This window comes from Arthrobacter sp. PvP103, assembly GCF_017833075.1.
Classification (GTDB): Bacteria; Actinomycetota; Actinomycetes; order Actinomycetales; family Micrococcaceae; genus Arthrobacter.
Window position 1 is genome coordinate 113,500 of sequence record NZ_JAFIBQ010000001.1, and the last position, 14,023, is coordinate 127,522.

General features: G+C 65.2%; 12 protein-coding genes. 8 read left to right on the forward strand and 4 right to left on the reverse strand.

Translation table 11 applies throughout. The features are described from left to right. The first annotated feature begins 3 nt into the window (after positions 1 to 3). From JOE41_RS00525 to JOE41_RS00540, 4 genes are all read left to right on the forward strand, one after another. Positions 4 to 789, forward strand: a complete 786-nt coding sequence (locus JOE41_RS00525) for a sulfite exporter TauE/SafE family protein (protein WP_011691971.1) — start codon at positions 4 to 6, stop codon at positions 787 to 789. A 7-nt stretch (positions 790 to 796) separates the two neighbouring features. Further along, complete coding sequence (locus tag JOE41_RS00530; RefSeq protein ID WP_209750332.1) at positions 797 to 1,606, forward strand: RNA methyltransferase; 810 nt, start codon at positions 797 to 799, stop codon at positions 1,604 to 1,606. A 179-nt stretch (positions 1,607 to 1,785) separates the two neighbouring features. Next, positions 1,786 to 2,043 carry a type B 50S ribosomal protein L31 gene (locus tag JOE41_RS00535; RefSeq protein WP_011691973.1) on the forward strand — a complete coding sequence of 86 codons (258 nt, stop codon included), beginning with the start codon at positions 1,786 to 1,788 and terminating at the stop codon, positions 2,041 to 2,043. A 91-nt stretch (positions 2,044 to 2,134) separates the two neighbouring features. Then, a complete protein-coding gene (locus tag JOE41_RS00540; protein ID WP_209750334.1) occupies positions 2,135 to 3,244 on the forward strand; it encodes a biotin/lipoate A/B protein ligase family protein in 1,110 nt (369 codons plus the stop codon). Positions 3,245 to 3,293: 49 nt separating this feature from the next. Here JOE41_RS00540 and pepN read toward each other — a convergent pair whose 3' ends face one another. Both pepN and JOE41_RS00550 read right to left on the reverse strand, forming a co-directional pair. Further along, entirely contained in the window at positions 3,294 to 5,921 is a 2,628-nt protein-coding gene (gene pepN / locus JOE41_RS00545) for an aminopeptidase N (protein WP_209750337.1), read from the reverse strand. A gap of 61 nt (positions 5,922 to 5,982) precedes the next feature. Next, the gene (locus JOE41_RS00550; RefSeq protein ID WP_011691976.1) at positions 5,983 to 7,107 is read right to left on the reverse strand and encodes a YeiH family protein; all 1,125 of its coding nucleotides are present in this window, start codon (positions 7,105 to 7,107) and stop codon (positions 5,983 to 5,985) included. A gap of 120 nt (positions 7,108 to 7,227) precedes the next feature. Between JOE41_RS00550 and JOE41_RS00555 the strand changes: the two genes are divergently transcribed. From JOE41_RS00555 to JOE41_RS00565, 3 genes are all read left to right on the forward strand, one after another. Further along, on the forward strand, positions 7,228 to 8,784 hold the full coding sequence (locus tag JOE41_RS00555; RefSeq protein ID WP_043430693.1) for a circularly permuted type 2 ATP-grasp protein: 1,557 nt from the start codon (positions 7,228 to 7,230) through the stop codon (positions 8,782 to 8,784). Positions 8,785 to 8,865: 81 nt separating this feature from the next. Next, complete coding sequence (locus JOE41_RS00560; protein ID WP_011691978.1) at positions 8,866 to 9,792, forward strand: alpha-E domain-containing protein; 927 nt, start codon at positions 8,866 to 8,868, stop codon at positions 9,790 to 9,792. Next, positions 9,789 to 10,640: a transglutaminase family protein gene (locus tag JOE41_RS00565; protein WP_011691979.1), complete on the forward strand. Its 852-nt coding sequence runs from the start codon at positions 9,789 to 9,791 to the stop codon at positions 10,638 to 10,640. Before JOE41_RS00560 ends, JOE41_RS00565 begins: the two co-directional genes overlap by 4 nt. Positions 10,641 to 10,651: 11 nt before the next feature. On the opposite strand, the gene JOE41_RS00570 is transcribed toward JOE41_RS00565, so the two are convergent. Further along, positions 10,652 to 11,137, reverse strand: coding sequence for a pyridoxamine 5'-phosphate oxidase family protein (locus JOE41_RS00570; protein WP_043429765.1), 486 nt, complete (start codon positions 11,135 to 11,137; stop codon positions 10,652 to 10,654). Positions 11,138 to 11,294: 157 nt separating this feature from the next. Here JOE41_RS00570 and JOE41_RS00575 point away from each other — a divergent pair, with 157 nt between their 5' ends. Further along, the gene (locus JOE41_RS00575) at positions 11,295 to 12,992 is read left to right on the forward strand and encodes a GAF domain-containing sensor histidine kinase (RefSeq protein ID WP_209753491.1); all 1,698 of its coding nucleotides are present in this window, start codon (positions 11,295 to 11,297) and stop codon (positions 12,990 to 12,992) included. Here the strand turns inward: JOE41_RS00575 and JOE41_RS00580 are convergent. After that, positions 12,989 to 13,753: a response regulator transcription factor gene (locus tag JOE41_RS00580; RefSeq protein ID WP_011691982.1), complete on the reverse strand. Its 765-nt coding sequence runs from the start codon at positions 13,751 to 13,753 to the stop codon at positions 12,989 to 12,991. The two genes, JOE41_RS00575 and JOE41_RS00580, sit on opposite strands and share 4 nt — an antisense overlap. Positions 13,754 to 14,023 lie beyond the last annotated feature (270 nt).

The following is a 14,023-nucleotide window of genomic DNA, read 5'->3' on the forward strand; positions in this document are numbered from 1 at the left end:
ATCTTGGATCTTCTCAGTAGCATTTTTGTGTCCATCGCCGGCCTCTGGGCCGGCACGATCAATGCCGTGGTGGGCTCCGGAACCCTCGTCACGTTCCCTGTGCTCATTGCCTTGGGGGTCACTCCCGTGGTCGCCTCCATGAGCAACGCCATGGGGCTCGTCTTCGGAACCGCGGCCGGAGCCTTCGGTTACCGCCGGGAACTGAAGGGACGCGGCCGGCAGTTGGTACGGCTCCTGCCGGCGTCCCTTCTTGGCGGCATATCCGGTGCCTGGCTGTTGCTGCACCTGCCGGAAAAGGTCTTCCACTACGTGGCGCCTTTCCTGATAGTGCTCGCCCTGCTGATGGTGGTGTTCCAGCCCCGCCTGCAGGCCTGGGTCCGTAACCGCGAGGAGAATCCGGAGCACGCCGTCAAGGACAAGCGGCACGCTGTCCTCCTGGTGGTGCTGGTTTATCTGGCAGGTGTTTACGGGGGCTACTTCGTGGCTGCCCAGGGAATCCTGCTGGTGGGCATCCTGGGTGTTTTCCTCACCGGCACCATTCAGAACGCCAACGCCATGAAGAACATCCTGGTGCTTGGAGTAAACCTGGTGGCTGCCATCTCCTACCTGCTTTTCGCGTTCGACCGGATCAACTGGCTCGTGGTGCTCCTCATTGCCGTCACCTCAAGCGTCGGCGGCCTCATCGGCGCCAAGGTGGGCCGCAAGCTTTCGCCCACAGTGCTCCGTGGCGTGATCCTCGTCCTGGGCCTCGTGGCCCTGGGCTTCATGATCACCAACCTGCTGAAATAATCGGCCAGTGACTTTCCACCATCTCCAATCCGCTGACGATCCGCGTGTCTCCGACTACACCCGGCTGACGGACGTGCACCTCCGCAAGCTCCGGGAACCCGCTGAGGGCATGTACATCGCGGAATCGTCACGTGTGCTCCGGCGTGCCCTGGCGGCCGGGCATCAGCCACGGTCCTTCTTTCTTGCGGAGAAATGGCTCGAGGACCTCGACGACGTCTTCGAACAGTTCCCGGACGTTCCGGTCTATATAGGCAGCGCCGCCCTCCTGGAAGACATCACCGGATTCCACCTGCACCGCGGGGCCATGGCGGCCATGCACCGTCCGTCGCCCGTGCCGCTGCCCGGACTGCTGGCGAACGCCCGCCGGGTGGCTGTCCTCGAGGACATCGTGGACCACACGAATGTCGGTGCCATCTTCCGGTCCGCGGCCGCCCTGGGCGTGGACGCAGTTCTGGTTTCACCGCGATGCGGCGACCCCCTGTACCGCCGCAGTGTCCGCGTGAGCATGGGCACGGTGTTCCAGGTCCCGTGGGCCCGCCTGGAGTCGTGGCCGGGCGACCTTGCCGTGCTTCGGGAACAGGGTTTCACGGTGGCGGCCATGGAGCTCACCGACGACGCCGTGGACGTCGACGAGCTGGCTGCCCGGAACCTGGACAAGCTAGCCCTGGTGCTGGGCACGGAAGGAGCGGGCATGAGCCCGGAGACGCTCTCGGCCGTGGACCTGGCGGTCAGGATTCCCATGCGGGCAGGAGTGGACTCGCTGAACGTCGCAGCCGCTTCCGCCGTTGCCTTCTGGGAACTGCGCCCGAGGGACTGACGCCGCCAGGCCCGCGCTGTCCCATCCGTTTCGTGCCGGGAGCCTGTTTAGGCTAGGATTGAGTGTTGGTCCGGACGCCCGGTGTTTGCAAGCTAGTGGCATTCATCGTTGTCCTGCGGCCCCATCCCATTCATACCTGGCAACTGGCAAAATCCAGTTGTGCGAACAAAGGTCCAATTATGAAGTCCAATACCCACCCGAAGTACGAAGCTGTTGTATTCAACGACCTGGCTTCCGGCGTCAAGTTCCTGACCAAGTCCACCGTGTCTTCCAAGAAGACCATCGAGTGGGAAGACGGAAACACCTACCCGGTCATCGACGTCGAAATCTCCTCCGAGTCCCACCCGTTCTACACGGGCAAGCAGCGCATCATGGACTCTGCAGGCCGCGTCGAGCGCTTCAACGCTCGCTTCAAGGGCTTCGGCGGCAAGAAGTAACAACTTCTCCCCAAGGTCAATTGGAAAGCCCGCATCTTCCGGAACTTCTGGAAGATGCGGGCTTTTGCGTTGTTGGGGCAGGATGGGTTGCATGACAATTCCTCCTTTTGAGACCCGTCCGGCAGACGGCACGCACGACGACGGCGGCCGTCGCCATGGTGAGTACAAGGTTCCCGGCGGGAAGCTTGTGGTGGTGGATTTCGACGTCGAGGGCGGCAATTTCTCGCATGTTTCCGTTAGCGGTGACTTCTTCCTGGAACCCGATGAAGCGCTGCTCGACATCAACCGTGCCCTGACGGGCCTTCCGGAAACGGCCACGGCCGCGGATATCTCGGCCGCTGTGACCGCGGCCCTGCCCGAGGACGCCGTCCTTTTTGGTTTCTCCGCCGATGCCGTGTCCATCGCCGTCCGCCGCGCGCTGGCGAAGGCGACCGGCTGGGGGGACCACCACTGGAACGTCATTGCTCCGTCCGTGTTGCCAACGCACGTCAATGTCGCCCTGGACGAGGTCCTCACCGAGGAAGTGGGCGCAGGGCGCCGCAATCCCACGCTGCGCTTCTGGGACTGGGAGGAGCCGTCCGTGGTAATCGGAAGTTTCCAGTCAGTCCGGAATGAGGTCCACCCCGACGGCGTGGCACGCCATGGCATCAGCGTGGTCCGCCGCATCAGCGGCGGGGGAGCCATGTTCATGGAAGCAGGCAACTGCATCACCTACTCCTTGTACCTGCCGCAGACCCTGGTGGACGGCATCAGCTTTGCCGATTCCTACGCGTTCCTGGACGCCTGGGTCATGGCTGCGCTGGAGAAACTGGGCATCAGCGCCTTCTATGTCCCGCTCAACGACATCGCCACGGAGCAGGGCAAGATCGGCGGTGCGGCCCAGAAGCGCCTCGCAAACGGCGGCATGCTGCACCACGTCACCATGAGCTATGACATCGACGCCGACAAGATGGTGGAAGTACTGCGGATCGGCAAGGAAAAGCTCTCGGATAAAGGCACCACCAGTGCCAAGAAGCGGGTGGATCCGCTGCGCCGTCAGACCGGCCTGGCCCGGGCTGACATCGTGGAGGCCATGATGGATGTCTTCAGCGGCCGGTACGGCGCCACGCCCTCAGTCCTGACGGAGGCCGAACTTGCCGCCGCCCATGAGCGCGTGGCGGCCAAGTTCGGCACCGAGGAGTGGCTGCACCGGGTGCCGTAGAAACACACCGGGTGCTCCGTAATTGTCGTTCTGAGGGGCCAAAAGGCATTTAGGGAGCAGCGGACGGCGTTTTCGCGCCGGCTGCCTGCGCCGAAAGGGCCCGGTGCAGGTGGCTCCGCTGCTCAATGATGATGCGGCGCAGCGCGCGCGGGGCATCCGGGTGCCCGGCGAGCCAGCCGTCCGTCAGGACAATCACGGCATTCGTGTCCGGACTTCCGCCGTCGAGGTCTTGTCCTGACGGGTAGAGCCCGCGGACAATCCGGCTGGCGATCTCAATGCTGCGTTCCGCCCAGACGTCTTCCAGGCATTCGAAGTATGGTTCCACGAACGCTTCCAGCAGGCCGTCAGGTGCCGTGTTGAAGCCTGCAATCGTGGCGCTGAGCAGCTGGTTGGAGAGCGCGGTGCCCCTGACGGCGGCGTCCCACGCAGCGGCTTTGACCGCGGCGTCGGGGCGCGCTGCCAGTGCGGTGGCATAGCCGGCACGGCCGGAGGCGGTGGTGTCGCGGGCAAGTTCGGCGTCCAGTTCGGCCTCGGTTGCCTGTCCGTTCGCTGCCAGGGCGTGCCAGAGGCTCCAGCGCAGTTCCGGGTCGACGGCAAGGCCTTCGAGCACCGTTGTGCCGTCCAGGATTCCCCTTACTAGGTCAAGCCGTCGCGCTGCCTGCCTGCTTGTGGTGGCGAGGCTCCTTGCCCAGGCCAGCTGGTGGTCCGAACCGGGCCGGGCTGCGCCAAGTTCCCGGGCAGCCACCTCCAGGAATCCGTCCCTGACGGCTGCCCGCCCGGACGCGGGGACATACCGGTCGATGGCGGTTGAGGCGTTGCCCAGGACGTTCAGCAGAACACCGATGCCCGTTTCGGCGGGCCCGAATACTTCCACGGCTGCAACGTAGCGGTCCGCCGGTACCACAGCGTCGCGTGCCGCGTCCCAAAGTGCCGTCCAGCACAGCGCCCGTGCCATCGGATCCTGCAGGGCGCCAAGCGACGCGCGCACCGTCGCCTCGGAGCGCGCATCAAACCGCACCTTCACATAGCTGAGGTCGTCGTCGTTGACCAGGAGCAGCGCCGGCACCGGCTTGCCCTCGAGCTCCGGGACGACCGTACTCTGGCCGGTCAGGTCAGTGTCCACGCTGTCCATGCGGACCAGAAGGCCGTCGGCATCGAAATCGTAGAGGCCGATGCGGAGCCGGTGCGGGCGCAGTTCCTGGCGTCCCGTTGCGGGGTCCAGCGCGTCCTGGACGAGGGTTACCGGGCCCAGCACGCCGTCGTGCTCTTCGATCTCGGCAGAGACGGTGGAAATCCCCGAGGTCTGCAGCCACTGCCGGGCCCAGAGTGCCAGGTCACGGCCTGACGCCTCGCCCAGGGCCGCCAGGAGGTCGGTGAGCGTGGTGTTGCCGTACGCATGGTCCCGGAAATACCGGCGGGAGCCGGCGACAAATGCCTCGAAGCCGACATAGGCGACCAGTTGCTTCAGTACGGACGCACCCTTCGCGTAAGTGATGCCGTCGAAGTTCTGCTTGGCCGCCTCCAGGTCCGGTATGTCGGCCACGATCGGATGGGTGGTGGGCAGCTGGTCCTGGACATAGGCCCAGGCCTTGCGGTTGTTGGCGAAGTTCACCCAGGCCGTATCCCAGTCCGTGGCGCGGTCAACGCCCAGGGTGCCCATGTAGTCGGCAAAGGACTCCTTGAGCCAGAGATCGTTCCACCATTGCATGGTGACGAGGTCGCCGAACCACATGTGCGCCATTTCGTGCATCAGGGTGTTGGCACGGGCCTGGTACTGGGAATCAGCTGCCCTGGACGTGAAGACGTAGTTTTCGGTGAAGGTGACCAGCCCGGGGTTCTCCATGGCGCCGAGGTTGTACTCCGGCACAAAGGCCTGGTCGTATTTGCCCCACGGATACGGATAGTCAAAGAGGTTGTTGAAGAAGCCGAGCCCCCGCTTCGTCAGCTCAAAGAGGTGCCCGGTGTCAAAGGATCCCGCCATGGAGCTGCGGCAGTACAGGGCCAGCGGGACCTCCAGTGCGGTGCCGTCCTCCAGTGTTCCGCTCCAGTGGTCCTCCGCCTTGAAGTACGGCCCCGCCAGCACCGTCGTGATGTAGGTGGACATCCGCTGTGTCGGCGCGAAGTCCCAGCGGCTCGTTGCGGGGTCGCTCGTGAGTTGCGTGCGGCCGGCCTCGGCGCCGTTGGAGGCGACCTGCCAGTCGGACGGGGCCATCACATGGAAGGTGAACTCAGCTTTGAGGTCCGGCTGTTCAAAGTTTGCGAACACCCTTCGGGCGTCGGCCGGTTCGTACTGGGTGTAGAGGTAGCACTTGCCGTCGGCCGGATCGAAGAAGCGGTGCATGCCTTCGCCGGAGGTGCTGTACAGGGCTGTTCCGGTAACAGTCACCTGGTTTTCGGCCTGCAGGTTGTCCAGCCGGATGCGGGAGCCGTCCACCACGTCGGTGACGGAAAGCCCCTTGCCGTTCAGGAAGACGCTGTGCACCTCGCCGCTGATGAAGTCCAGGAAAGTCGACCCGCCGGGTTCCCGGGCCGAAAACGTGATGACACTGCGGCTCGTGTAGCCCGTGACCTCCGGATCCTGCGCCTGGCGGACGTCGAGGGACACGTCATAGCTGTGGGTGGTGATCAGGGCTGAGCGGATTGCCGCTTCATCGCGTTGCAGGTTCTCATTCGACACCACGCTATTGAATCACGGCCGGGTCCCTGCGGCCGGGCCGGACCGGCCTGCCGCAGGGCGGTCAGTGCGGCTGAATGATGAGCAGCGCTGCGCCAAGTCCCAGTACGGCGATAAGAAGCCATGCCGCAAGGGCTGCCAGCAGCGCCCTGGCTCCGGTGTGCAGCAGGGTTTGCACGCGGACCGCAGAGCCCAGGCCGAAGAGTGCCATGCCCAGCAGAACATCCTGCAGGGCGGCCCCCGCCTCCAGCCAGCCGGGGGACAGCCAGCCCGTTGACCGCAAACCCACCGCGGCCACAAAACCGATGACGAACAGCGGAACAATCGGCGGCATCCTGACGTCCGCCCCGTCGATTTCGGGGGAGGGGCCGGTTGCCCGGGCACACTCAGCTCCGTTGCGGGCAGCTCCGTTCCGGCCGGATCCGTTCGCTCCGCGGCTGAGTGCAGCCCTCTGGTGGATGCCCGCTGCGGCCACGATGGGGGCCAGGAGGATCACCCTTGTCAGCTTGACCACTACGGCGATTGCCAGGGCACCGGTTCCGGCGGTCTGCGCGGTGGCCACCACCTGGCCGACGTCGTGCACCGATGCGCCGGTCCAGGCACCAAAAACCTCGGGAGTTAGCTGCAAGGGGTGCAGCAGGAGCGGCAGGACGCCGATGGCCAGCGTGCCGCACAGCGTGACCAGAGCCACCGGGAGGACGGTGTCCACGTGGCGGATCCTGCGGACGGCCGCCATCGCGCCAATAGCCGAGGCACCGCAGATTGAGAAGCCGGTGGCGATGAGCAGGGAGGCGTCACGGGTCAGACGGAAGATACGCGAAATACCGTAGGTTCCGGCAAAGCTTGCCAGGACCACGCCCGTGATCAGGAGCAGCGACTGCCAGCCGAGGCCCAGGACATCCATCACGCTGACTTTCAGCCCTAGGAACACAATGCCGGCCCGCATCAGGTGCTTACCGGCGAAGTCGAGGCCGGCCCGCGCACGTCCCGCCGCCCACGTTCCCGTGCCGGGAAGATTCGCGGCAAGCAGGCCAAGGACGACGGCGGCGGTCATGGCGGGCAGGACCGGCACCATTCCGTGTACGGTAAAGGCCACCCCGACGGCGAGGGCGGCAGTGAGCAGTCCCGGCACCAGGGGTGGGATCCGCGCGGAGATCCGTCCTTGAGGGGCGGCGGGGAATCTGGGCAAGGGCACTCACATACTTTGCCGGAACAGTGCGGAAAAACACGAACCGGCGGGGGTGGCTCCAACACGCCACAATGGGCACCAGTAATGAATTCGAAACAAAAAGGTGGTTGGCTAATGACCATGTCTGACCTATTCCAGGATTACTCCGAGGCCGCCGGCCGCTCCGGTGCCTACGACGAGATGTTCACCCCCGGCCAAGAAGCCAGGAAGTCCTACGGGCAGGTCGCCGGGGCTCTCCGTGAACTTTCGCTCACCGATGTGACCGCCCGGGCCGATTCGATGGCCAGGACCTTCCTGGACCGCGGTGTCACCTTCGACTTCGCAGGGGAGGAACGCCCGTTTCCGCTGGATATCGTCCCCCGCGTGATCCCGGCCGACGAATGGACCGTCCTGGAGAAGGGCGTGGCCCAGCGGGTCCGCGCCCTCGAGGCCTTCCTCAACGATGTCTACGACAAGATGTCCGTGGTGGCTGACGGCGTCATTCCTCGCCAACTCGTCACCACCAGTGCCCACTTCCACCGCCAGGTCCATGGGTTCGAGCCGGCTGGCGGAGTCCGCGTCCACATCTCGGGCATCGACGTCGTCCGTGACGCTGCGGGAACATTCCGGGTGCTCGAAGACAACGTGCGCGTGCCGTCCGGTGTCAGCTACGTCCTGGAAAACCGCCGGGCCATGGCCAAGGGCCTGCCTGAGGCCTTCGGCCAGCAGCTGATCCGTCCGGTGGAGGAGTACCCGCGCCGGTTGCTTTCCGCCCTGCGCAAGACGGCGCCCTCCGGCGTCGACGACCCCACGGTAGTGGTCCTTACTCCCGGCGTGTTCAACAGCGCATATTTCGAGCACACGCTGCTGGCCGGGCTCATGGGCGTTGAACTTGTGGAGGGCCGTGACCTGATCTGCCGCGGCAACAGGGTGTACATGCGGACCACCGACGGCGAACAGCGCGTTGACGTCATCTACAAGCGGATCGACGACGACTTCCTCGATCCGCTGCAGTTCCGCGCCGACTCCATGCTGGGCTGCCCCGGCCTGGTGAACGCGGCCCGGGCCGGAGGCGTCACCATCGCCAATGCCGTGGGCAACGGCGTGGCTGACGACAAGCTCGTCTACAGCTATGTGCCGGACCTCATCCGCTACTACCTCAACGAAGAGCCCGTGATCGCGAACGTGGACACGTTCCGGCTGGAGGAGAAAGAGGCGCGGGAGCACGTCCTGGACAGGCTGGATGAACTGGTGGTCAAACCGGTGGACGGGTCCGGCGGCAAGGGCCTGGTCATCGGACCCGATGCGTCCAAAGAGGAGCTCGACGCGCTGCGCAAGCGCGTCATCGCCGATCCCCGGGGCTGGATTGCCCAGCCGGTCCTGCAGCTGTCTACGGTTCCCACCCTCAGCGGTGATAAGTTTGGCCCTCGGCACGTTGACCTGCGGCCGTTTGCCGTCAACGACGGCGACGACGTCTGGGTGCTACCCGGCGGACTGACACGCGTAGCCCTCAAGGAGGGTTCACTGATCGTCAATTCCAGCCAGGGCGGCGGTTCCAAGGACACGTGGGTGCTCTCTGACTCTCCCGAGGTTCCGGTGGAAGCCCTGCCAAGGCCGTCCATCGCCGTCCGGGAACGGGTTTCAGTGTGGCCGGTCGAAAGCAACTGGCGCGACCGCCAGACGGAGCAGCAGCAATGAGCCGCCGCCCGTCGGTGCAGCCCGCATCAGTTTGCCCATTTATGTTCATGCAGATTTCGGACCCGCAGGAGGTAGCCGCAAATGCTTAGCCGTATTGCCGAGTCCCTATTTTGGATCGGCCGTTACGTGGAACGCGCGGACGGAACCGCGCGCATCCTGGACGTCCACCTTGAGCGGCTCAACCACCTGCCCACGGAGGAGCGGGACAACGTTGCCCGGGAACTCCTGGCTGTCATGGGAGCCCGGCCCGAGAGCGACGAGTTCGGCCTCGAGGAGCTGCTGCACGCCCTCGCCTACGACAAACAAAGCGCGACGTCTATCGCCGGCTCGCTCGGTGCCGCCCGCGAAAACGCCCGCCGCGCCCGCGAAACAGTTTCCTCCGGGCTCTGGGAGAGCCTGAACACGACGTACTACGGCCTGAACCAGCACCGCAAGGACGTGGTGGGCACGTACCGGTTCTGCCACTGGGTGCTGGAACGCACCGCCATGGTGAGCGGCCTGGCGGACACCACCGTCAGCCACGATGACAGCTGGCTGTTCCTCGCCCTGGGGCGTTCCCTGGAGCGCGCCGACATGACGGCCCGCATGCTCTCCACCCGCGACGTGCTCTCCGCCGGCATGTCATGGGTGAACATGCTCCGTTGCGCCGGTGCCTACGAGTCGTTCCTACGGACGCGCCGGGCTGCCTTTGGCGACCAGCACGCCGCAGAGTTCCTGCTGCTGGACCGGCTCTTTCCGCGCTCCATCGTCTATGCCCTGCGGGACGCCGACGAGTGCCTGGCGAAGCTTGACCCGTCCGCCCAGCGCGTCGGGTTCATCAATGATGCGCGCCGGATTGTAGGCCAGGCCCGCACGTTCCTGGAGTTCCACCGCACGGACGACCTCATGTCCGAACTGCCGGAGCACATGGAGCGCGTTCAGAAGGCCGTGTCGCAGGCCTCCGACGCCATTTCCCGTAAGTACTTCAATCAGGCGGACGAACTGGCCTGGGTGGGAGAAGTTTCATGACCCGGCTGAGCATCATTCATAAAACCGGCTACAAGTACAACAAGCGCGTCACGCTCTCGTACAACGAGGCCCGCATGACCCCGCTGACGGACCCACAGCAGGTGGTGCTGGAATCGTCCATGAAGGTTGCGCCGTCGCAGGCCGCTGTCAGCAGCTACCGCGACTACTGGGGCACGCGTGTCACTGCCTTCGACATGCAGATGCCGCACGAATACCTTGAGGTGGTCGCCACCACCACGGTGGAAGTCCACCGTGTGGATCGCGTTCCGGCCGACGGCGACATCGTCTCCTGGGACGTGTTGCAGGCGCCTGAGACTCTCAACCAGTTCAGCGACTGGATCCCGCAGTCCCGGCTGAGTGGTCCGGGGGACGAGGTCCTCGGCATCATTCCGGGAATCGTCGAGGGCAGGAACCCTTACGAGTCCGCCATGGCCATCTTCGAATGGATGCGCGGAGAGATGACCTACATGAAGGGCTCCACCGGGGTCACCACCAACGCGGCGCAGGCCTGGAGCCAGCGCCAGGGCGTATGCCAGGACCTGGCGCACCTTGCCGTCGGCTCGCTGCGCAGCTGCGGAATCCCCGCCCGTTATGTCTCGGGTTACCTTCATCCGCGTTCGACGGCGGACATCGGCGAGACGGTGGCCGGCCAGTCGCATGCGTGGCTGGAATGGTGGGACGGTGAATGGCGCAGCTGGGATCCCACCAACCACAAACCCGCCGGTGACTTCCATGTCACCGTGGCACGTGGCCGCGACTACCGGGATGTGCCGCCGCTTAAGGGCATCCTGTCCGGTGGCGGCGGTTCCGCGTTGAACGTGAGCGTGGAAATTACCCGCCTGGCATAGGCCGGCAGGCTCTACTCGAAGCCGGACCTGGTGGCGTCGTCCAGCGGCGTCCACCAGGTCAGCGGGGGAGTCACCTTAAAACGCCGGCCGGTGACGGTGTCCGGGGTAATCCGTACGAAGTGCTCTTTCTTGCCGGCCTGCCACGGGAAAAGCAGCAGTCCCACCGTGTCCAGAACCTCCTGCTGGTTCTTGACGGGAGCTGCCTGCCCCTTGATCACGACACTCCAGGCGACGCCGCTGTCCGCGTCCACGCCGTCGGCCTCGACGGCCACAGGGGTGTCGCCGGTTGCTGCCTGCAGCTTGGTGCCGTCGGCCGTGCGGAAGACCAGTGTCCCGTGGTCTACCTTGTAGTTGATGGGGAAGATGTCCGGGTGGTCTTCGACCCAGACCGCCAGCCGGCCCACTGAGACGCTGCGCAGCAAGCGCCAGCATTCGTGATTGTCGAGGTTTTCGACTTCGTGTGGGTGCTCGGCGCCGGGTTTCGGATCAGTGCTCATGACGCCGAGCCTAAGCCAGGGAACCTCCGGAAAGCTAGGGCCCAAGGTCCCCATGCCGCAGAAAACGACCACCGCCGCCCCGGGACGAAGGGCTTAACGGTATTCTGGCCTCACGCCGCCGGAGCGGCCGGACGCGGTCAGGAGTTGGGTTGTGGATATGCATGCCGATGGCGACAGTCCCGAACGGTACACGGCTGCGAGCGGTACGAGGATTGAAGACCTGCTCAAGGATTTCGTCGCCCGGGCCGGCGAACTCCTTCAGTTCCAAGAGCGCATGGGCGGCCTGCTTGAAGCCGTCGTGGCGGTTGCGGAGGATTTGAGCCTCGACGCCGTCCTGGAGCGCGTCGTTCAGTCCGCCTGCCAGTTGCTGCGCGCCCGCTACGGCGCGTTGGGCGTCATCGGCGATGACCGCGCCCTCAGCCACTTCATCACGGTCGGGATTGACGGTGAACTGGCCAAACGGATCGGCCCCCTCCCTACCGGTCATGGGGTCTTGGGATTGTTGATCTCCGATCCGCGGCCGCTGCGGCTCCCCGACCTGCGGAGCCATCCCGAGGCGTACGGCTTTCCCGAGCATCACCCGCCCATGCAGTCCTTCCTTGGCGTTCCCGTCCGGGTACGGGACGTTGTGTTCGGAAACCTGTATCTGACGGAGAAGGAGGGCGGCGGCGACTTTACGGTCGAGGACGAGGAGCTGGCCGTAGCCCTGGCTGCCGCTGCCGGTGTCGCCATCGAGAACGCACGGCTTTATGATGACGCCCGCCGGCGCGCACAATGGCTTGAGGCCTGCATGGATGTCTCCGGGCTGATGCTGGGGACCGAACCGTCGTCGTCTGCCGGCCTTGATCCCATTGCCGGCAGGGCGCTGCGGGAATCCGGGTCCCGGCTGGCCCTGATAGTGGAACCCGCCGCGGACGGCGTGGGATATGTCGTTGCCGGGGCCGACGGTGACGACGCGGAGTTGTTCGCCGGCCTGACGCTGTACCTGGATTCGGAAATTCTCCAGGGGGTGCTTGCCGGCGGGGACCCGCTACTCGTGGACAAGGCCGCCGACGTGCTGGGGGTGCTGGAGGGGACCGTGGCCGGTTCGCTCCTCGCAGTGGCGCTCAGCACCCAGGGCGCACATCATGGCCTGCTCCTCCTGGTCCGGGACGCCAGCGAGGGTCCCTACGGCCGGATTGATATGGAGATGGGAGCCGTTTTCGGGTCCCACGTGGCGTTGGCGCTTGAACTGGCCCGGGTCCACAGGCTGCGGGAAGAGCTGCTGGTCTTCACTGACCGCGACCGGATTGCCCGTGACCTCCATGACCTCGTGATCCAGCGGCTCTTCGCAGCAGGCCTGAGCGTCCAGAGCCTGAACCGGTTCACGAAGGAAGACCTTGCACTGGAGAGGATTCGTGCCATCACCGGTGAACTGGATGAGGCCATCCGCAGCCTGCGGGACACCATCTACTCGCTCAAGACCGGCAACAGCGATGCCGAACCCCTCAGCGGGAGGCTGCGGAGTGTGGCGCGGAGCGCTGCAAAGTCCATGCCCTTTGCGCCGGCGCTTAGCCTCGAGGGCCCGGTTGACTCAGTCGAACCGGACAAGGCAGACCATGTGGTGGCCGTTGTTTCAGAGGGACTGAGCAACGCCATCCGGCATTCGGGAGCTGATTCGATCGAGGTTGCCGTCTCCGCCATGAATGGCAGGATGACCGTCCTGGTGACCGACAACGGCAGCGGGTTCAAAGATTCGGCAAAGCGCAACGGACTGAACAACATGGAAGAGCGCGCGAGGATGCTGAACGGCACCTGCACCATCACCGGCGCCCCGGACACCGGAACCAGTCTGGTGTGGTCGGTTCCGCTCTAGCGCCGGTGTCCGTCGGAATCATTGCCGCCGGCGTGCGCCGCGCCAGAATGGGCCGCACCGGAGTGCCCTGAAGCGGACGGCGCCGGAACCGAGCTGTTGGCAATGTACACCGCGGCCTGCGTACGCCGTTCAAAGCCCAGTTTTGCCAGTAGCGAGGACACGTAGTTCTTGACGGTCTTCTCCGCCAGGAACATTTCGGCAGCGATCTGCCGGTTGGTCAGGCCGCCGCCCACCAGCTCGAGGACGCGCCGCTCCTGCGGCGTGAGGCCGGCTATCCTGGGATCCACCTGCTGGGGTGTGACGAGGCTTTCCACGATGCTCGCCGCCACGCCGTCGTCGAACAGTGACTCACCGGCGGCCGCCCGGCGCAGGGCGCCGATCAAGTCGGTGCCCCCAATCTCCTTCAGGACGTATCCCCTGGCTCCGGCGAGTACGGCACCGCGCAGGGCCTGCTCATCGTCAAAGCTCGTCAGGATCAGGCAGTTCAGGTTCGGATCCACGGACCGGACGTCCCGGCAGACTTCGATGCCCGTTCCGTCCGGAAGGCGGGCATCCAGCACACTGACGTCGGGATGCAGGGCAGGAATGCGCCGGGTGGCCTCGACAGCGGAACCGGAACTGCCCACGACCTGGAAACCCTCTCCTTCCAGAAGCTCCTGGAGCCCCCGCCTGACGAGTTCGTGATCGTCGAGGATGAACACACGGATGAGGCCGGTGTGCATGTCCTGCGCGGAGGGACCTAGGTCTGCCCGAGGAATCATTGTCCTCCTGTCCGGCGGCCGGAGCTGCCATAATCGGTCCGCACCCGGCTTGCCGGAGCGGTGCAGATCCCATTATCTCTGTCCGGACCCGGTTTCCGTCATCCGGCCCTGCAATTCTCGTTGACGGCGCTAAAGGCAACAAGGGTCCTTGGACCCACAGCGGCCATGACTTTAGGCCCTAGCGAAGGCGGGTTCCGGCACACATCCTTGAATGGGACCTGCCGGTCCGTCGGGGGCCCTCCCGCGATATCCGCCCTCGAAAGGGGAAGC